The sequence below is a fragment of the Clostridium sp. YIM B02569 genome (genome assembly GCF_022320765.1).
Lineage (GTDB): Bacteria > Bacillota > Clostridia > Clostridiales > Clostridiaceae > Clostridium > Clostridium beijerinckii.
In genome coordinates this window covers 272,315-292,655 of record NZ_JAKJJX010000002.1, presented here as the reverse complement: position 1 = coordinate 292,655, position 20,341 = coordinate 272,315, and the positions used below count along the sequence as shown (strand labels likewise).

The window sequence follows — 20,341 nt, the reverse complement described above, 5'->3', positions numbered from 1 at the left end:
ATATAAATCATCTTAAATTTCAATACATATAAATAAACAAGTTATATCCTAGGCTTATGTGATATCTAACCAGAATTATAAATTTGATTTATAATTAAAGTTTATTTAAATATTCCTTAGCTCTATTATATCTATCTAATCCATAAGTACCAAAATCGTCTCCTTCTGCTTCCTTGATTAGTGTCCAAACAGCCCATAAGAAATCTTGGCATATTTGATGAATTAATAATCTTCTTCTTGAATCTTTATCAGCATCTTTTCCTTTAAAATATAATCTAAACATTAACTCTATATCATCTTCTGAAAATTCATTTTCTAAAGAAAGAGCTGCCAAATCCCACATATCATCGTTGATCCCACTGTATTCCCAGTCGATTAAATAAATTCTGCCTGCAGTATCCTTAACAAAGTTTTCCGAAACCAAATCATTATGAGATGGTACATAGACTCTGTTGCATCTATTTAATTCTTCTTCAAGATCCATAACCTTTTCTCTTACTTCAGCATAATCCTCAAAAAAGTTTCCATTATCTTTTGTTAAAATCCCTTCATATTTTTCAAGTTCCCTAAACATACTAAACTCATTATCCATATGAAAATCAGTACATTCATGCAAGTCTCTTAAGATAGCTGTAACTTGCTTTAAGTTTTCTTCTTTCTTAATACTTCTATGAGTTAAAGTTTCAGCATTTTCTATAAACTTAGATATTTTAACTCCAGTTTCAAGATTGAAATAAGGTACTTCTACATTATAGCCTTTCTCAGAAGCAATCGCCGAATTAAACATTTCTGTGTTTCTATTAATCATTTGTTCCGTTCCAACACCTGCGACTCTTAATATGTATCTATCACCTTTAACACATATTTTATAATTTTTGTTTGTCATACCACCTGCTGGCTCAACTTCTGTAATATCTTCATCTGTTACTTTTAATGATTCTCTAACAATAGATTTTATGTTACTTATCTCATAACTTAACTCTCTTCTTCTTATAGTTGGATAAAGATAATTCTTGATTTTTTCATATTCCTTAGAACTATCTGCATCCCCCCATGCAAGATCATCTATTTTAACAAAACCAATATTATAATTTCTAGCAACATCTAAAAGTACATATTCATAATTTAAATACGGATTTACATTCCCTTTAAATTCTTCAAGCATCATTGTATATAATTTATGTGATATCTTAGTAAGTCCTATCATTTCTCCATCAATTCTATTAAATTGATGAATATCTTTAGACATTTTAAATAAATGATTATCCCTTATTTCAACAAAGGCTTCATCACCTGATCCACTTTCATTTGTAAAAAGAATACAATCACGATTTGGACTTTCTTCTAATTCCTTAATAGCTCTTTTTTCGAAAATCAAATCATTTTCAATAAGTAAAAAATCATCATCTATATAATCTTTAGCTAAAGATAATGAATGCATTGTTCCTGTCCACTTATAAGTATCGCTCTTTACTAATATTATATTTTTACTATTTTTAAAAGCTTCTTCATAGTACTGACTTTCATATCCAGTTACTATAACGGTCTTAGTTATTCCATTTTCTTTTAAAATATTTAGAGTTCTATCAATAAGCCTAAAGTCTTCAATATCCAACATTCCTACAGGTTTCCCAAATTCCTCTGCCTTACCTGCTGCAAGTATTACAGCTTGTTTAACTTTTTTTTTCTCTTCTTCATGAATCTTTAATCTAGTACTTTTTGCAGAAGCAATATTTTCTTCTAAAAACTTCATGCCCTTTTCAGTTACTTTATATAAAGTTCCTCTATTATTTGTTATTCTGTCAATAAATCCATCCATGGTAAATTCTTTTAAAACCGCATTAACCTTCCCAAGTGATATATTAGTTCTTTTAGCCAATTCTCTTTGATTAATATTAAAATTATCATTCAGCGTCTTTAAAATTTCTATCCTATCTTCTAACATATTACACCTAACTCCCCTTTAATTAAACATAGCATTTATTGTTCGAATTTTGAACTATAATTATTATATTCCCTAAAATTTCAGTTGTCAATAAAAACTCCCTTGTATATTTCTGCCCCAAAGTTCGCCTCTATATGATACTTGTTTAAAATCAAATACATTTGTTTTAATTTGAACTCTTAATATTTAAAAAAAGCACTAATAGGAAAGCTAAACTCACTTTTCGCTTGCCTAAATCTTTAATCAGACAAGCGAAAGTTGAAAAGCCTCCCCTCTTAGTGCCTTTTGTATATAAATTTCTAAATCCCTACTATACAGTACATATTTGATTTGTAAATATGACCTTACATCCATCAATCATAAATCATTGGAAACTGTAGAAATAGCATAATCTCTATTTCGATAAGCTATATGTATAATTAGAAATCATAGCTTAAAAACTATAAATATTTTTAGTACATAGCTCCATCTTGTCCAAATTTATATACACCATCATCAATATACATACTTTGATTTACAACCATTTGTCCATTCGGAGTAAAGTAATACCATTTTCCATTTAAATTTAACCAGCCTTTTTTCATTACTCCATTTAACCCCAAGTAATACCAGCTATTATTTAGATTCATCCATCCTTTTCTCATCTCTCCGGTTGTTGGATCTAGGTAATATGTCTGACCAGTCTTATCATCAACTTTCCACCCTGATGCTCTGTATCCTAAATTATTTAGGTAGTAGTACTTTCCGCCAGTAGATACCCATGCATTTTTAACTTGTCTGCTTTTTTTATCAAAGTATACTGGTTTCCCATTTACTGTTCCCCATTCATCATACTTAGTTAAATCTACCCAACAATCATTGTAATCATCGTAAAATTGATCATCATCATTGCCACTATCATTATTATTATCATCGTTATTCCAATCAGAAGAGTCAACTCTGTAAACTTCTAAAGTATAAGTTTTAGTCTCCTTGCCATCTTCAGATATAACCTCTATATCAATCTCCGTTTTCTGAGCTCCTTTAAGGCTAACACTTATTGCAGAATCTGAATATTCCTCTCCATTAACACTAATTGTTGATTTGGAATCTTCTGCTATTGGAGTTACATTAATCTTAGATACATTTTGATCAACTCGAACTTTAGTTATATCTTCTTTAGGATCAAATGTATAGTCTCCTTGGCTAAGAATAACATTTTTCAAATTAGCATTACTACCTTTTGAATTGTTCTTAATTACAATGCTATATGTTTTACTAGTTTTCCCATCTTGTGCTGTTACAACTATGGTTATAGTTGTATTCCCATTTGTATTTAAAGGAATTTCATTTGATTCTCCAGAAGTTAAATCATAAGTTGCATCACTTCCATTAATACTTGCAATAATTGACTTAACATTATCATCTTGGGCTATTGCTGTTATCTTTTCAGTTGTATCTTCTTTTGCCACAGTAGTTGTATAATCTAATTTATCACTTGAAAATCCTGAATTCCCATCACTATCAGTTAAAGTATATCCTGAAATTTTTAATGAATTTAATGAAGCATTGCTTGAACTTGCTCCTGGATCTGGTGTCACTTCACCTGTAAAATTTTCCGGAAGATAAAGCACATAGCTATCGCCTACAGTATACGTACCTGTTATTTCCTTTACATCCTGGCCGTTCTCATCTTTCTTTGTTTCTACTTTATCGTAGTAGGCTTGAACAACCATTTTCTTTCTACTATGAGCAATATTCACATTAAGGCTAGTACTTCTTACAAGATCCTTATCAGGTGTATTATTCACTGATTCAGTGGCCTCCTCAAGATTAGTACTATTTACATCATCGGCAAAAAATACTTTTATATATTCATGCTTATCACTTTGATGCCCCGTAAAAGAAACTATAACTGAATTTGCATTAGGTGATCCATAATACAAATCATAACTACGCCTAGATGAAGTAAAACTAACTTCCCCATTATTCGCTTTAGTTACTCCTGGTTGTGTTAACACCACATCACTATTACTATCTGTAGTTTTACTAAATTCTAAATTCATTGTAAAGTTATTATCATTATTTATAACAACGACATCTAATAGATATCTCGCTAATATCTGTGATGAATTGGTTATATTTCCATCTTTCCCCTCATAGGCATCTATCTGTATCTGATTATAATCTGAGCTCGTATCAAAATTAACATATTGTTTTCCATTTTTGAGCTGCGACTGTTCAGTTTTAGTCTTCCCTGATGAATCTTTATAATTATTAGTCACAGTATATGCTACATTGTTACTGGATTGAGATCTTATTAACGTAGGATTTATACTTATCATTCCTGCCCTTGAATCTACGTATATTTTTCCTTTATATTCTGAAAAACCAGACGTAGTTTTTGTGACAGTAAACGCCTTTCCAATATACGCTTTAACATCGTCATCGTCATTAAAATCAAGCTTTGTTATACCTGCATTTTTTAAGCTATAATCTTTCTCTGCATCTAATTTATTGTATCTAATTTCTACTGCATATGCCTTCGCTATCTTTACAGTAGAGCTACTGTCATTAGTAACTGAGTTTACCTTAATTACTATTAAATCTGACTTACTTCGATTTGATAAATCTCCAGATAATTTCTGTCCATTAAGACTGAAACTTCCATCAACAGCACGTATACCATTTTTATATAATTCAACACCTTTATCTAAATTAATCATATCTCCAAAAGTCATGATATATTTTAATGCTGAAAGCGAATCTGGCACATCAAAATTATATCTTAATTTCATATTAGGATCTGGTGTCACCGTAGTCGAATATAAAAATGGCACTGTATTATTTTCATTTTTTGTGGCATCTAAAATCTCATCTTTATCATTAAATGCATCTGCATCACCAACATAAGCTTTAAATGTCATTTCACTTATTTGGTTAGTTGCATAATCCTTACCATTCTCTATTGTTATTGTTTTTTCATATTTTGTAACTGTCTTTTCTCCAGCTGGATCCGGAGTTGCATCTTGTGTTACAGTTCCGTCAGAATTTTTAGTTTCTTTATATATTATTGACAAAGTTGTTATTTTAACTGAATATTTAATTTTATTAACACCTGCTGGTAACCCTGTTATCTTTACCCCTATTCTTTCTGAATCATTTTCTACAGGAGTTGGCCCACCATTTCCAGTGCTGTTACTATAACTTAGAGTTATCCCCATCCCTGCTACAGCATTTTGTCCATCTGCATTTGCAGTCCCATCATCATTGATTAGTATAGCTTCATTTATAGCCTTAACAACTATTTCCTGCTTTGTAACTCCGGTAATTGATGATTTTGAATCTTTCGCCTGCTGTATCAATTCAGCTTGAGTCTTTTGAATATTTTTAAGAGATATATCGAAATTATCCTCAAGAGAATTAGCAGTATGTATCTCTTCCTGAGTATTACTATCTATTCTACTTGGAAGAGGTGTCATAGTTCCATCTAAATTCACTCTGCTGGCTGTAGCTTCTGCAGGTATATCATCCGCTTTTGCCACTTCTGAATTAAATCCAAGTGGTATAAGTGATATTATACTTGTAAATACCACTATTAGCGCTATAAACCTTTTTTTAATCTTGCTCATTATTCTCGTCCTCCTTAAATTGTGCTTTAAATTCAAAATTTAGTTTATATATAGCCGCTCGCCTATTTATCTCATCATATTAAGACATATCTTAGAATTATATTAAATAAAAAATATCTAAATTTATATAAATCCCTTATGTGTTAATATGTTATAATAAATTACTATTATTTTACTAATTTTAAATACATTCCATTATTTATTATCGAATCATTTCCTTGTGCCTTTAGACATTTATATCCTTTATATGAATGTATTAAGGCGTATTCATTAAATTTACCTAAAAATCATATAATATAAAATAATGAATAATCTTATATTAATATCTAAATAAAAAATAACCTTCCATAATATAATACAGCAGTTATATATTATGGAAGGTACTTTTATTAAACTTCTATAATCTTATTCATATTCCCTAAGTGAAACACTTTATGATTTTCCTTTAAACGAACTATTACATTTCGGACATGTAATAGAAATTTTTCCTTTTCCTCTTGGCACTCTTAATTTTTGCTTACAATTTGAGCAAGTATAATATTTATAGTTTTTTAATGTTTTTATTCTATTTATATTATTCTTGAACCACATTACTATTTTATTTTTAATTTTTAAATACTTATAATTCTCATTTCTTCTCTTATATATATTTCTTGAAAATATCCTAAACATACATATAATAACAGGAATATATGCTAATATTATTAAAAATCTTAAATCCTTTGGTACGAAATTCATTATCAACAGTAGTATAAAAGATAAAACAAGTAATGCTTTAGATAATTCATCTCCACCATATCTTCCAAACATAAATCTTCTTAACCTATCCATGGACTTCACCTCTCTTGAATTCTATTAATATAAAATATAGTATAATTAATAAGATCTATCAACATTTATATTATTAATAATCCATTAATTTTTTATGATATACATTCGTAATCAAATCCTGCAAAATTTTACAACCTATTAGTTTAAATATGAACTCACTTCTTTACTGTAAGTATTATTATAAAAAATAATACAATATACCAAATATTATATCAGTATATTGTATTAAAACTTTTCTCACTATATTTTTATAGCTATTAAATTACCAATTCTGTTCAGCAGTAAAATCATTTAAATTATTGTTGAAACTGCATTAGCAATTGCTGTTGCTTCTACATCTTGATATGATGAATCTGCACATTTTTTAGCTTCATTTGTATTTGTTATAAATCCTAATTCGACTAAAACAGCTGGCATTGTAGTATTTCTGCATACAAATAAATTACCATCTTTAGCACCTCTATTTATGGCACCCGTACTATTTGTAAGAGCTGATGCTATGGATGAAGCTATATTCATACTTTTAGAAAGCCTATCGTAACTATATCCCCCGCCAAAACTTTCATCTTGTGATTTTGAGCTGTAATAAACTTCAACTCCTCTTGCAGATTCTGCATCAGCTGAATTGTGATGCAAACTTATAAATAGATCAGCCTTTGAATTATTTGCTATATTAACTCTATTAGTAAGGCTTTGATTAACTCCTAATACTTCTCTATCAGATGATTTCCTAGTCATTATTACTGTGTATCCATTTGCTTCAAGCTTTTCTTTTAGCTTATCCGCAACTTGCATATTTAAATCTCTTTCGGAATATGTAATACCATCATTGGTTGAATAAGCGCCATCATCACCACCAAAGTTATGTCCAGGATCTATAACTATGACTTTACCATTTGTGCTTCCAGGCATTCTATCTCCTCTTTTTCCATCTTCACCTATCTGCCATCCATTTACAACTGTATTCTTAGCCATTGCCCCTGAAACAGGTAATAGATAATAATAAGCATTTCCAGATAAAATCCAGCCTGTTGCCATAGTACCATTACTTCTTAAATAGTACCATGTTCCATTAAGCTGAAGCCAATTTGTCGCCATAACTCCATTAGAATACAAATAGTACCAGCTTCCATCTGGTTTAACCCATCCAGTCAGCATACTTCCATCACTATTGAAATAATACCATTGTCCACTAATTGAAACCCATCCAGTCTTCATTGCTCCACTTGAATCTAAAAAATATTTCCTACCATCAATCAAGTTAAATCCAGTAATCATACTTCCATCTCCTTGAAGATAGTACCACTTATTGCTATCCTTTATCCATCCAAGCTGCATTGCTCCACTTGATTTAAAGTAATACCATTTTCCTCTTAAAAGGCTCCAGCCTTTTGCCATACTTCCATCACTATATAAGTAATACCAGTTACCATCAGGCTTAATCCACCCAGTAACTTTAGATCCATCTGAGTTGTAGTAGTACCAATTTCCATTTTCAAATCTCCAACCTATTGATGAAGAAATACCTTTACTACCATCCGGCGATGCTGGGATTGGCTTGGTTGCTTCCATTCCAGTTGGAACTGTTGTATTTGTTTGAGGCTTATCAGTTCCTACAGTTTTGCCTGAGTCGTTATCACTACCAGAATTTTTAGAAGTGTCATTATCTGATTTTGATACAATTCCTGCTGAGACTAATAAATCATTATATAATTGATTAACCTCTTCTCCATATGTAAGACTTGGAGCCCACTTTCCACCTAAAGCATTTACCGTTACTACTGTACCTTTTATGGTAATAAAATCCCTTGGGTCATATGAATCACTCCTTGGATATCCATCTACACCTGCATAAAGTGCTAGATGGTCTAAATGAGCTTGAACACCTTCATCCCATGTGTTGAATTTTTGATGAGCATTTGGATCATTATCCAATCCACCAGCACTTATTTTCAATCCACATGGATTATGGTAGCTTTCATTTATAACTCCTCCAAATTTACCATAGCCTGTTTCCTTTGCAGCTTGCACATATGCCACAGCTGGATTAACATTTCCATGCTCTGGCGAATACTTCCAATATAACTTTGCCAGATTAATAAACGCATCTGTTGCACCTTTTGATTTAGCCCATTGTTCAGCCTGTTTTGCTGTTACTTTCGTCTCTGATACTATCTTAATATCAGTGATAGCAGCTTTTACGCTAGTAATAGGAATTAATATTAAAACTATCACAAAAGCAAAAAATAATGTAGTCGATCTCTTAATAGCCTTCAAAACAGCTTTCCCCCGTTCTATTTAGTTCTAAAGAACAAAAATTATATAGACAAATTTTCCCTAAAAGTAGTTTGCCTATTATATAGTACAAGCTTTTATTCTATTTTAGGTACTAATATATCCAATTATATGGCACTATCTTAAGGAAAATTATCGAATATAACCATAAACTTAGCAACAAGGCTACATAAATTTACATTTTTTATATTCTTTAATTATACAATTCGCTAAATATTAGTCTTACTAATAATAAATGCTTTTACTAAAACCAACGACTTTGCTAATGCATACTCTGATAAATAGATAAAAACCTTGAAATGTTATTGAATAACACTTCAAAGCCTTTATTTAATACTTATCTACTGTAAATTTTGTAATTATAATATACATATTGATGGTATGAACTCAACTATATCCAACTTTAGTTTTCTCCCTGGATCTTAGTTAATTTAATACAATTACATTTTAAATATTACCAGCGATAACTTCTGCTATTGCTTGAGCTACCTTTTTTTGACTAGCTGGATCAGCGCATCTTGCTGCTTCTTCTTTATTGGTTATAAATCCAACTTCAACTAAAACTGCTGGTATATTGGTATTTCTACATACAAATAAATTTTGTTCCTGTCCACCTCTATTATTTAAGCCAAGCTTATTAGCAATATTATTATTTATAAGAGTTGCCATTTGCTTACTTCTTTCTATTCTATTGCTATCTAGTTTTCCCCCAAACTTAGAGTCCTGGGATTCTGAACTATAAAGAGTCAGAACGCCTTTCGCTGTCTCCCCAGCTGAATTATGATGTACGCTTATAAAGAAATCTGCATTAGCATTATTTGCAACATCAACCCTATGAGTAAGACTCGCAACTAATGAGCCATATGAAGGCTGCTCACCAAGATTTCTCGTCATTATCACATTATATCCTCTATTTTGAAGTTCTGTCTTTAACTTATCTGCAACTTGCATATTTAGAACTGTTTCACTGTAAGTAACTCCATCAATAGTGCTTTCAGCACCGTAATCTTTGCCATAATCATGTCCTGGATCTATTACTATAGTCTTTTTACCATTTGAAGAATTACTTCCTGCTGAAGGGCTATTTCCTGAATTATCTTCATCGTCTTGATCTGTTGGAGTATTATTTCCTGAACTATCTTCATCATTTTGATTAGATGAAGCCTGCTTTTTCCCATCAGAGCCAATCTTAAATCCATCTATTGTTGTATTAGTAACCATTCTTCCTGTTGAAGTATCTAGGTAATACGAATCTCCATTAGATGTAACCCATCCTGTCGCCATTGTACCACTGTCTTTTAAATAATACCACGCTCCACCAAGATTAATCCATCCTTTCGCCATAGCTCCGGTTTCATACAAATAATAGTAAGTTCCATTATCAATAATCCATCCTGATGCCATGCTGCCATCTGTATTAAAGTAATACCAGTAATTGTTCAATTTCATCCAACCAGTAGTCATGGTTCCGTTATCATTAAACATATACTTCTTATTGTCTATATTTTTAAGACCAGTTACCATGCTTCCATCGCCTTGAAGATAATACCACTTAGCATTTTCCTTGAACCATCCAATTTTTATCTTTCCACTTTTCTCAAAGTAATACCACTTATTATTTATCTTTGTCCAACCATTATAAGTAGCCATAGCTCCAGAATCATTTAGATAATATAATCCTGATCCATCAAATTGAAATCCAGTTTCCATGACACCTGAATCCTTTAGTAAATACCAGTTATTATCTACTTGCCTCCAACCTTTTGCCATAGCACCTGATTTATCTATATAGTACCATGTTCCATTATCTTTTATCCAGCCAGTTGTCATTTTACCATCTTCATCATTTAAGTAATACCAATTTTTATCTGGTTTAATCCAACCGACTGCTTTGGTAGTATCTGATTTGTAGTAATACCAAGCTCCATTCTCATACTTCCAACCAATATTTGATGTTATACTAACACTATTGTCTACAGTATCATTTGAGCTTTGAGGTTTATTCTCTGTAATAATATCAGATGCATTTGGTGCGCTAGGCTTACTTTCAGGAGTTGCTGGATTTGGTGACGCATTTGATGGTTGATTATCTGGAGTTTTACCATTATCTTTTGGATAATCTATTCCAGCATAATCCATTAAATTTTTGTATAATGCATTAACTTCTTCTCCATATGTAGCACTAGGTGCCCACTTTCCACCCAAAGAATTTACCGTAGTTGCTTTACCCTTAATTGTCACAAAATGTCTTGGATCATACGTATCTTTTCTTGGATATCCATCTGCTCCTGCATATAGAGCCAAATGATCCAAATGTGCTTGTACACCTTCATCCCAACTTTCAAATTTTTGATGTGCATTTTTATCAGTATCGCCTCCACCAGATGGATTTTTAAGTCCACATGGATTGTGATAACTTTCATCTAGAACACCACCAAAATTACCATATCCAGTCTCTTTTGCTGCTTGTACATATGCGATTGCTGGATTTACATCACCATGTTCTGATGCGTATTTGAAGTAGAGATCTGCTAAATCAGCAAAAGTATCTGTTGCTCCTTTAGATTTAGCCCAACTTTTTGCTTGCTTTGCAGTAACCTTACTTTCTGAAATTATTTTAAAATCAGTAGTTGCCGCTTGTGCACTTAATCCTGGAATTAAACTTAATACAACTGCAAATGCTAAAGCAAATGTTGTAAATTTCTTTTTAATATTCAAAACAGTGTGCCACCTCCTTACATTTGATTTTAACAAAAAACGTCATGGCATTAAAGGCAAATTTGAAAAAATGTGGACTTTTTTAGAATAAAACCACAGTTATTGTTTTTTATCAATAAATTTCATAGCTTTAATCAATTTTTAATATGTAAATGTGTTAATTAATTACAATCATATATCTGTTTTATAGTAAAATTATATCTAGAGTTCTAATAAAACACATTATCAGATATGCTTAGAATATATAAGCTGAATTATAATGTATATATATCTTCAAACAAAAATATTTTATTGCACATAATTAAAAGAGAGCCTGTTTTAGTGCTCTCTTTTAGTGACTATGGTGTCTCCTACAACCTGCAAGATCGCTCTTACAGTCATTTAGGTTGTCTATTAAATTGTCTACTAATTTATCTGTAAGACACATTTGGTTACATAACAGCTTTTCGTTAGTATTGATTAAATGACAAATAAAATTTTGGTTAGTAAATGCATATAGAAATAATAGTACCGTTACTAAACGACTTAATACGGCTTCTTGATTTCCTACAACCATTGTAGACAAAGTTAGGTCACTAATTGGTTCATTACAATTTGCTCCAAGAGTGTTTGCTCCGGGACTTTCAAAGCCAGGATCACAATAGTTACAGTTACTCATTCTCTTCCTCTCCATGTACAAAGATTTTATATAATAATAATATGAGTAATCTTGTCGTTTTGTTACTTTATAAATAAAAGTATTATTATTTAATAAATACATAATAATAATTTGAACAATATATTTTATCAGAAGTATAGATTATAACTGCTAGATATGTTAGATCGAAAGGAGAATTTATGCTTAAATTATTATTTGCGAACGCTGCAATGCTTATATCTTTTTTATATTTAGGGAGCCACATACTAAATGATGAATTTATAAAATCAAATTCTAAAGTAAAATTCAAATTATGCTTTGGCATGCTATCTGGTTTATCTGGATGTGTACTTATATTTTATGGAATTAATTTGACTCACAATACAATAATAGATTTTAGAATTATTCCTGTTATAATCACTTCAATTTATGGAGGATTTATATCAACTTTTATAAGTGTATTTATAATAATACTATTTAGACTTACTTTCTTTGGAATAAATTATTCTTCTTTAATTACTTCTGTAAATTTATTTATATTACTAATAATTTTTACTATTATATCAAGATATAAGATAAACTTTTCAAAGAAATATTTTTTGATGACTATAGTTAACATAATATCAACAATAATTTGGATTTCATTAGTTTTAAAAGATATGAATCTTATACTCCCTGTTCTAGGAAACTTTGTTATTTCTATAATAATGGTTTCTACTGTAGTTTATTATGAGTTAAACTACATCTCTAAAACTAATAAAATGTATAAAAAACTCAAATTCGACTCGAGAAAAGATTTTCTTACAGGGCTTAATAATGTAAGAGCATTTAATGGACTATTAGATAAAACAATTAGAAACACCTTACAAAAGAAAGAAAACTTATCAATTCTCATGATAGATATTGATTTTTTTAAACATATTAATGATACCTATGGACACCATTCTGGAGATTTAGTATTAAAACAACTTAGCAAACTTTTAATTGATTCTTGTAGAACTTTCGATATTATCTCAAGAAATGGTGGTGAAGAATTCACTGCAGTTTTACTAGATTGCAATTACAAACATGCAGTTGATATTGCCGAAAAGATAAGAAAAAATGTAGAATGCAATACTTTTAAACTTGACAATAATGCCACAGCAAAAATAACAGTTTCCATTGGAATTAGTTCTTATCCTGATATAACAAAAAATATAAATACTCTCTTAAGCAAAGCTGATAATGCATTATATTTAGCAAAGCGCACAGGAAGAAATAAAGTATGCTAAAATGAAACTGAGATTCAGGTGTAGATTAAATTCACCTGAATCTCAGTTTTATTTAAGTAATAAATCTGCCGTTAGATTTAAAAGCATTATCTATATTCTAAGTATTTTAAAAGCAATATTTGATTTATCAGAAAAAATTGTGTAGTTGAATAAAGTTTTGTTTTATTTTCTCCTACTGAAATTGGATGTGTATAGAATTGAAGGCTAATATCGCTGATGGAAGCTAATTCATTATTTCCAACCTGAGTAATAGAAATAATTTTCACATCTTTTTCCTTTAACTTTTGCGCAAACTCATTCATAAATAAATTGTTTCCGGATAAAGATAATAAGAAAAAAATATCTTTTGAAGATAAAGCATCTAAAATAATGTTAGTTTCTTCCCTTCCCTCTATGACATAGATTAGCTTATTGCCAAAAATCATACTACGCTTTAAATCTTTTGCTGCATTTTTTTGTACTGCTCCAGATCCATAAACATAATTTTTATCTGCCTTCTCAACTAATTCAAATACATCGTAGAAATCTCTTTCTTTCATAATTTCCATGGTCTTCTCAATATCTTTATATGTTTTTTCAATTTTTTTATTATCGAATGAATTTTGTTGCTTATCTTCCCATTTGAAATGAATTTTCATTTCACTATACCCTTGTAATCCTAATTTATGTGTAAAACGTAAAATAGTTGTATGAGAAACATTACATTTGCTGTCCTATCGAAGTTTTCTACAGCACCTTCATTTAGAACTATAAGTAAGAATCTTTCCCTTGTATTTTAAGCTATTGCACATGCTAAATCTACAATATATGTTGCATGTGCATCCACTTCAAAACCTCTGTCTTTGCTTGTAGCACTTTCAATAATTTTTTTACATATTCCAAATACATGTTTTTCTCTTCCATCCATTACTTCATTTTCACGAGTATATTCTGGATTCGAAGTTTCAACCACATAAAATAGAATTAAAGCACGTTCTAAGAAAATGAACACCCATACACCTAATGCCCCTGCACCTTTTACAAAACCTTGAAAACTATGCATTCCAAGTTGAATTTCAGGCCATATAAATGCCGCAAGAACTGCTACTGGAATCATAACAAAGAATCCAATCATAAATACAAATGTAGATCTGCTAAACGTTTCCAACTATTCTGGTAATTCAGTATCAAAAAAAACGGTTATGTAAATAAATTACAAGTCCTGAAATGAGTAATGCACCAATCATTCCCATGTCCAATGTCTTAATATCGGCTATCATGGTGAGACCACTAGTTCCTACTACTTGAGCAGAGAAATCAACTCCAAAAAATTCGCCCCACTGTGAAATGATAGTACTTAGAAAATAATGAAATGTTAAATATAATAGGAATGCCTACTACACCTTTATGAAATTTTCCACTTTTTACGTGAATTTTCACACTATTATGTAATACTATTGCTTTTAAATAAAATATAAGTAAAATTAACCTATATTATACTTAATACACCTTAGTTGAATCTTGTGATTTTATTTTACGCATTCTACTTAAGAATACACATATCAATAAGAAAGTTGACTAGTATAATTCATTGTAATTATGTTAACGTTATATAATAATTAGAATACACGAAAGAGAGGTGAATGACTTTTTGAAGATTATCGTTCAGAAATATTTTCTCCTTATATATCCCAATAAAGTAGAATATATCTAAAAATATCTTTAATATAGTCATATATTTATGTTTAATTTTTTTAAGAAACCATTAACTATAATTGCTCCTATTTCAGGAAGAACTATAGATCTAAGCGAAGTTCCTGATCCAGTATTTGCAGACAAAATGGCGGGTGATGGAATCGCAATTAATTCCACTGGTGATATAGTTGTTGCACCTTGTGACGGTACTATATCATTAATAATGGATAGTGGACACGCTTTTGCAATAACCACTAGTAATAGAATTGAATTATTAGTTCATGTAGGCTTAGAAACTGTTTCATTAAACGGTGAAGGATTTGAAATCTTAAAATCTGTTAATACTAAAGTAACTGCTGGTACACCTATTTTAAAAATAGATAGAAAACTTATAGAATCCAAAGGATTATCACTGATAACTCCAGTTATAATAGTAAATCATGACAAATTAAAATCATTAAGTCCCATTATTGGCAAACAAGTTTCTGGTGGCAAAGATGTTGTATTAAAATGCAGCTTATAACTATAAGTTATGTGTTAACTTATCGAAAGTACGGATTCTTTATTGCTATAAAATAATTAAGTCATTCCTTTGTAATATAATAATTCAACCAAACATAAATATCACATAAAGAATGACAATTCACCATTATTATCTAATAAATACAATGAATTTTTTAAAAATTTCTATAGATAAACAATTAATTAGACTTCTAATTAGAATGTGTTTCCATACTAGAAACTACATACATTTCGTGAAACAATCATTGAATCTAAACTGTTAGAGTTCTTAGTACAAGGTTATGCGTTTTTTGCTTGTCCTAATTTTATGTTAGAATTATGCAAAAATTGGCACAACCTTGCACATGAAACCTCTTATTAAAAATTTCATAACCCTATGGAACAAAAGTTTATTCAATTTCGGTTAACTATCCCATAAGTATGATCTATGGTTTGAATACCTCTATTAACTAATTTAGTATTTTAATATATCTAATCCTTCTGCATCATATATATCTACTTCTTTTATTGATCTTAATATTTCTTTCTTCGCAAGATCAACATACCCATGTTTATAATATAATTTCCCAAGATAAAGTAATGCATATTTAGTGTTTACTAAATTCAGCAAATTAACTGCTACTGTTAATTCATCAAATTTATTATTTATAAGCAATATTTCTATAACTTCTAAAATTATATTCATATATTCTTTATCATTTTCATCCTCTGACAACATACTTGTTGATTTTTGGGTTACTAATTTTATTAACTCAGAATATACTCCTAAATACTTTTTATCATAATTAGATAAATTCTTTGCGTTAAAACTATTTACTATAAATAATGCATCTTCATATCTATTTAGTAATACGAAACTTAAAACTTTATACATAGACAAAATTACATAATTTGAGCTTTTTTTATCATTATAATTTATACTAGTACATTCTTTAAAATCTCCAGTTCTTATAAGACATCTTGATTTTAACATGATTGTATTTTCAGTAACATTTACTGATTCTTCATATTCTTTTATATATTCTAATGCTATGTTGTAATATCCAATATAATAAAATAAATCAGCAATAGTTCCATAATGAACCTTTTTGTCTTCTGGAAAAAACTCTTCCATTATTCTTTTCATCTCTTCCAGTGATACATTTTGTGCTTTTAATACATCTGCTATATCATATAAAGGTTCAATATAATCGGGTTTTGATTTCAACGCATCAACATAATAATTATAAGCAGTATAATAATCCCTATATTTCATATAGGCCTTACCCAACTCATAATAAGCTCTATAACTCCATGTTCCAAATATAAATTTAAATTCAGAAGGCGGTTCACCAAGTTCAATACATTTTTTCAATGCCTTTATTTGAAGAGTAGGTCTATCGGTCTCTTTCCAAACAATCGATTCATAAAAATAATAATCTGTACATTTGGGATAATTCGAATTTCCTATACTTATAAATTTTAAAGCTTTATCATATTTTTTTAATATTAAATTAGAGACAATTATTCGTAATATCAATAAGGAACCAAAACCTATATTGGGAGTAAAATTTTCATAGGCTTTATAGTAGCATTCCAACGCTTTATTCGTATCATCTTCTGCCCCATATTCATTTCCTAAATTAAAATAAGCAAATTTATTATTAGGATCTTTTTTAATTTGCTCATTCAAAATAGGTATATTTCTATTTCTTTTATCTTTAGAAATGATTCTTTTATCAAGGTATCCATAATGATATATTTTTACATCATTGCAAACAGCATTATAATCTCCATCTACCCTAATTAATTGATTATGAACTTCCCCTTCATAATGAATACCACGATAATTTTTAAATAACCGTGGATTTAAATTTACAGCAATATTACCATTTTCTATCACACTTCCATAGTAACTTAATGTTTCAAAATGATAAATTGCTTTTTCATCTAATTCCATATCTAGTAATACTTTAAAGGCTTCTCTTCCCTCTAAACTCAACTCATCATCTGCATCTAATATGAATATCCAATCTTTTGTGGCATATTTTAAAGATTCATTTCTAGCTTCACTAAAATTATTATTCCATTTAAAGTAATAAATTTTCGCACCATAATTTTGGGCAATTTCTACTGTTTTATCTGTAGAACCTGTATCAACTACTATTATTTCATCAACAATATCCTTAATACTTTTAAGACATTTAGGTAAATATTCTTCTTCATCTTTTACAATCATACACAAACTTACTTGATTCTTCATGCAATCCTCCTATCTTATGGAATATGCTCTTAATTCCATAGATATTTTTAGTATCTTATAGCAATTCAATATTATCTTTGTTTTGAACATTTTTAGTTGCATTTCTTGTATCAAATATGAATATAGAATTTTCTTGAATAAAACTATAGTTATATTTTTTATGGGCAGTGGTTATAATAACTAAATCTGCATTCCTTAATACTTCCTGTGTCAATTTTATTCCATAATGCTCTTCTCCTTTATACATATAAGATGATATATATGGATCATAAAATTTTACTTCTGAACCTTGTTTTTGAAAATTTTCTATTATCTTAAGCGCTGGACTTTCTCTATAATCGCCTATATCACTTTTATAGGCGATTCCTAATATCAAGATATTTGCCCTATTTAAAGCTTTATTAAATTTATTCAATATAGTAGCAGACCTTTGCACTATATATTGAGGCATAAAATTATTGATTTCTCCCGAGGTTTCTATAAGTCTTGTGTGATAATCGTATTCTCGAGCTTTCCATGTTAAATAATATGGGTCCAATGGTATACAGTGCCCGCCAAGCCCGGGACCTGGATAAAATGCTTGAAACCCATAAGGCTTAGTTTTTGCTGCTTCTATAACCTCCCAAATATTTATATTCATCTTATTACATATAACTGCCATTTCATTAATTAATCCAATATTTATATTTCTATAAGTATTTTCAAGAATCTTTTCCATTTCAGCTACTCTTGGCGTAGATACTTCAAAAATTTCGCTATTTAAAACTTTTCTATATAATTCTGCTGCTATTTCCGTGCTATCTCTTCCTACTCCTCCGACTACCTTTGCCGTATTAGCAGTATTATATATTGAATTTCCCGGGTCCACCCTTTCAGGTGAAAACGCTAAGTAAAAATCTTTTTCACACTTTAAACCAGACATTTTCTCTAATGTAGGTAATACTAATTCTTCAGTAGTTCCTGGGTAGGTTGTACTTTCTAGAATCACGAGCATCCCTTCATGCAAGTACTTTCCAACTGATTCTGTAGATTCTTTAACATAGCTTATGTCAGGTTGTTGATATTTATCTAATGGAGTAGGAACACAAATTAATATTACATCTGTGTCTTTCAAAAACTTAATTTCATTACTTGCTTTTAATCTTCTATTTTTAATTGCAAACTTTAATTCTTCAGTCATAACATCGCTAATATAATTTTCACCATTATTAATCATATTAACTTTCTTCTCTTGAATATCAAATCCCAATACTTTATATCCACTTTTTGCAAATTCAACCGCTAAAGGCAGACCTACATATCCCAACCCAACAATACCTATAGTTGCTGTTTTATTATTAATCTTATAACTCAAGTTATCCTTATTTAACATTAAATTCTCCCCTGGTTAGTAAATTTTTTCCGGTTAACGCAAATACATCTATTATTTATTTAAATGTGCCTAAGTTCAATAATATAATATGTTTTTCTTATTAATTAGTTCTTTGATTTTGCAGTATATTGAAAAAATAAGAATGAGATAGTATATACTAAAGAAAAGTATATGTTATCTCATTCTTACTTGTTTTTATTATTTAACCGTTATTATATAGTTTAGTTGGATTTCCAACATCCATAATATTACTATCTAGATTTTTGACTACTACTACATCATTTATCTTGCACGTTAACTCTATAACTACACATAAAGCATAAATATACAACTCATCTTATACTCTTAATAAATTTAATAAATTTGCTATGTTCTATTGCAAAATTTCCTGAAACAGCGCTTCCATCTGCTATATTGGTAGTAACAACAGCTCCTATTTTAATACTCACATTATTACCTATAATAAGTCCATTTGATATAGTTACACTTACACCAATCCAACAATCATTTCCAATGATTGAACTTCCACCAATTAATGCATTCGCTGCAATTAAGCATCCTTTACCAATCTTTGCTCCATGTCCTACATGTACTAAATTATCAATTTTTGTTTCTTCTCCAATTACAGTATTATCCCATGGAAACATTGCTTTATCAATACAGGTATTGTATTGCACCTCAACATTCCTACCTATTTCTACACCGCCACAATGCTCAATAAAAAAAATTCTTCCTTCTTTATTAAACTGAAATCCTTCACCTCCGAGTATAACTCCAGATCTAATCACTGAATTATCCAATATTTTAACGTTCTCTCTAATAATAACATTTTCCTCTATAGTTACACCATTACCAATAATTACATTTCTTCTGCTTATACCTTTCCTATCACGTATTATACAATTATCTCCTATAATAGTTTCAAACTCTTCTTTATTATATAAGTTAAGATCTCTGCATAAACAATTATGGATTAAGTAAAAACTTAAACGTGGATTCTCTGATAAACAAATCCCATATTTATTAGGAAGTATTTTAGCTATTTTAGCATCACATATTATACAAGTTACAGATTCTGATAATGTGTGTATATATTTTTCATCATTAATAAATGTTAAAATCCTACTTCTCGTCTTAGAGTTTGAATAATCAAGATTATCAAATTCTCCATCATTATAAATACTAATATTCTCTATCTTATTAACTAATTCAGATAATTTCAT

12 protein-coding genes and 2 pseudogenes are annotated in these 20,341 nt (G+C 29.7%); 2 read left to right on the top strand and 12 right to left on the bottom strand.

The features are described from left to right. Positions 1 to 94 precede the first annotated feature (94 nt). From L3B96_RS02850 to L3B96_RS02825, 6 genes are all read right to left on the bottom strand, one after another. The gene (locus L3B96_RS02850) at positions 95 to 1,945 is read right to left on the bottom strand and encodes a winged helix-turn-helix transcriptional regulator (RefSeq protein WP_238858770.1); all 1,851 of its coding nucleotides are present in this window, start codon (positions 1,943 to 1,945) and stop codon (positions 95 to 97) included. 452 nt (positions 1,946 to 2,397) lie between these two features. Beyond that, complete coding sequence (locus L3B96_RS02845; RefSeq protein ID WP_238858769.1) at positions 2,398 to 5,556, bottom strand: cadherin-like beta sandwich domain-containing protein; 3,159 nt, start codon at positions 5,554 to 5,556, stop codon at positions 2,398 to 2,400. 432 nt (positions 5,557 to 5,988) lie between these two features. Continuing rightward, entirely contained in the window at positions 5,989 to 6,387 is a 399-nt protein-coding gene (locus L3B96_RS02840; protein ID WP_238858768.1) for a hypothetical protein, read from the bottom strand. A 291-nt stretch (positions 6,388 to 6,678) separates the two neighbouring features. Beyond that, a complete protein-coding gene (locus L3B96_RS02835; RefSeq protein ID WP_077829670.1) occupies positions 6,679 to 8,664 on the bottom strand; it encodes an N-acetylmuramoyl-L-alanine amidase in 1,986 nt (661 codons plus the stop codon). Positions 8,665 to 9,129: 465 nt separating this feature from the next. Continuing rightward, positions 9,130 to 11,400: an N-acetylmuramoyl-L-alanine amidase gene (locus tag L3B96_RS02830; protein ID WP_077829669.1), complete on the bottom strand. Its 2,271-nt coding sequence runs from the start codon at positions 11,398 to 11,400 to the stop codon at positions 9,130 to 9,132. A gap of 331 nt (positions 11,401 to 11,731) precedes the next feature. Continuing rightward, the gene (locus L3B96_RS02825) at positions 11,732 to 12,058 is read right to left on the bottom strand and encodes a hypothetical protein (RefSeq protein ID WP_012060854.1); all 327 of its coding nucleotides are present in this window, start codon (positions 12,056 to 12,058) and stop codon (positions 11,732 to 11,734) included. A gap of 179 nt (positions 12,059 to 12,237) precedes the next feature. Between L3B96_RS02825 and L3B96_RS02820 the strand changes: the two genes are divergently transcribed. Continuing rightward, a complete protein-coding gene (locus L3B96_RS02820; RefSeq protein ID WP_077829668.1) occupies positions 12,238 to 13,308 on the top strand; it encodes a diguanylate cyclase in 1,071 nt (356 codons plus the stop codon). A gap of 86 nt (positions 13,309 to 13,394) precedes the next feature. On the opposite strand, the gene L3B96_RS02815 is transcribed toward L3B96_RS02820, so the two are convergent. From L3B96_RS02815 to L3B96_RS02800, 3 genes and pseudogenes are all read right to left on the bottom strand, one after another. Then, positions 13,395 to 13,946, bottom strand: a complete 552-nt coding sequence (locus L3B96_RS02815) for an SIS domain-containing protein (RefSeq protein WP_238858767.1) — start codon at positions 13,944 to 13,946, stop codon at positions 13,395 to 13,397. A 71-nt stretch (positions 13,947 to 14,017) separates the two neighbouring features. Continuing rightward, positions 14,018 to 14,263 (bottom strand): annotated as a pseudogene (locus L3B96_RS02805) (6-phospho-alpha-glucosidase); the annotation flags it as partial. 6 nt (positions 14,264 to 14,269) lie between these two features. Further along, positions 14,270 to 14,675: pseudogene (locus tag L3B96_RS02800) on the bottom strand (PTS transporter subunit EIIC); the annotation flags it as partial. Between the two features lie 353 nt (positions 14,676 to 15,028). Between L3B96_RS02800 and L3B96_RS02795 the strand changes: the two are divergent. Further along, positions 15,029 to 15,505 carry a PTS glucose transporter subunit IIA gene (locus L3B96_RS02795; protein WP_171787453.1) on the top strand — a complete coding sequence of 159 codons (477 nt, stop codon included), beginning with the start codon at positions 15,029 to 15,031 and terminating at the stop codon, positions 15,503 to 15,505. 453 nt (positions 15,506 to 15,958) lie between these two features. On the opposite strand, the gene L3B96_RS02790 is transcribed toward L3B96_RS02795, so the two are convergent. The 3 genes from L3B96_RS02790 to L3B96_RS02780 all read right to left on the bottom strand — a co-directional run bounded on the left by L3B96_RS02790 (position 15,959) and on the right by L3B96_RS02780 (position 20,341). Continuing rightward, complete coding sequence (locus tag L3B96_RS02790) at positions 15,959 to 17,746, bottom strand: glycosyltransferase (RefSeq protein WP_238858766.1); 1,788 nt, start codon at positions 17,744 to 17,746, stop codon at positions 15,959 to 15,961. 55 nt (positions 17,747 to 17,801) lie between these two features. After that, positions 17,802 to 19,118: a nucleotide sugar dehydrogenase gene (locus tag L3B96_RS02785; protein WP_238858765.1), complete on the bottom strand. Its 1,317-nt coding sequence runs from the start codon at positions 19,116 to 19,118 to the stop codon at positions 17,802 to 17,804. A 332-nt stretch (positions 19,119 to 19,450) separates the two neighbouring features. After that, complete coding sequence (locus tag L3B96_RS02780; RefSeq protein ID WP_238858764.1) at positions 19,451 to 20,341, bottom strand: UDP-3-O-(3-hydroxymyristoyl)glucosamine N-acyltransferase; 891 nt, start codon at positions 20,339 to 20,341, stop codon at positions 19,451 to 19,453.

Bases quoted from the DNA above. Each gene is read 5' to 3' on its own strand.
- L3B96_RS02850 (WP_238858770.1), bottom strand. From the start codon at position 1,945: ATGTTAGAAGATAGGATAGAAATTTTAAAGACGCTGAATGATAATTTT.
- L3B96_RS02845 (WP_238858769.1), bottom strand. From the start codon at position 5,556: ATGAGCAAGATTAAAAAAAGGTTTATAGCGCTAATAGTGGTATTTACA.
- L3B96_RS02840 (WP_238858768.1), bottom strand. From the start codon at position 6,387: ATGGATAGGTTAAGAAGATTTATGTTTGGAAGATATGGTGGAGATGAA.
- L3B96_RS02825 (WP_012060854.1), bottom strand. From the start codon at position 12,058: ATGAGTAACTGTAACTATTGTGATCCTGGCTTTGAAAGTCCCGGAGCA.
- L3B96_RS02820 (WP_077829668.1), top strand. From the start codon at position 12,238: ATGCTTAAATTATTATTTGCGAACGCTGCAATGCTTATATCTTTTTTA.
- L3B96_RS02815 (WP_238858767.1), bottom strand. From the start codon at position 13,946: ATGAAAATTCATTTCAAATGGGAAGATAAGCAACAAAATTCATTCGAT.
- L3B96_RS02795 (WP_171787453.1), top strand. From the start codon at position 15,029: ATGTTTAATTTTTTTAAGAAACCATTAACTATAATTGCTCCTATTTCA.
- L3B96_RS02790 (WP_238858766.1), bottom strand. From the start codon at position 17,746: ATGAAGAATCAAGTAAGTTTGTGTATGATTGTAAAAGATGAAGAAGAA.
- L3B96_RS02785 (WP_238858765.1), bottom strand. From the start codon at position 19,118: ATGTTAAATAAGGATAACTTGAGTTATAAGATTAATAATAAAACAGCA.
- L3B96_RS02780 (WP_238858764.1), bottom strand. From the start codon at position 20,341: ATGAAATTATCTGAATTAGTTAATAAGATAGAGAATATTAGTATTTAT.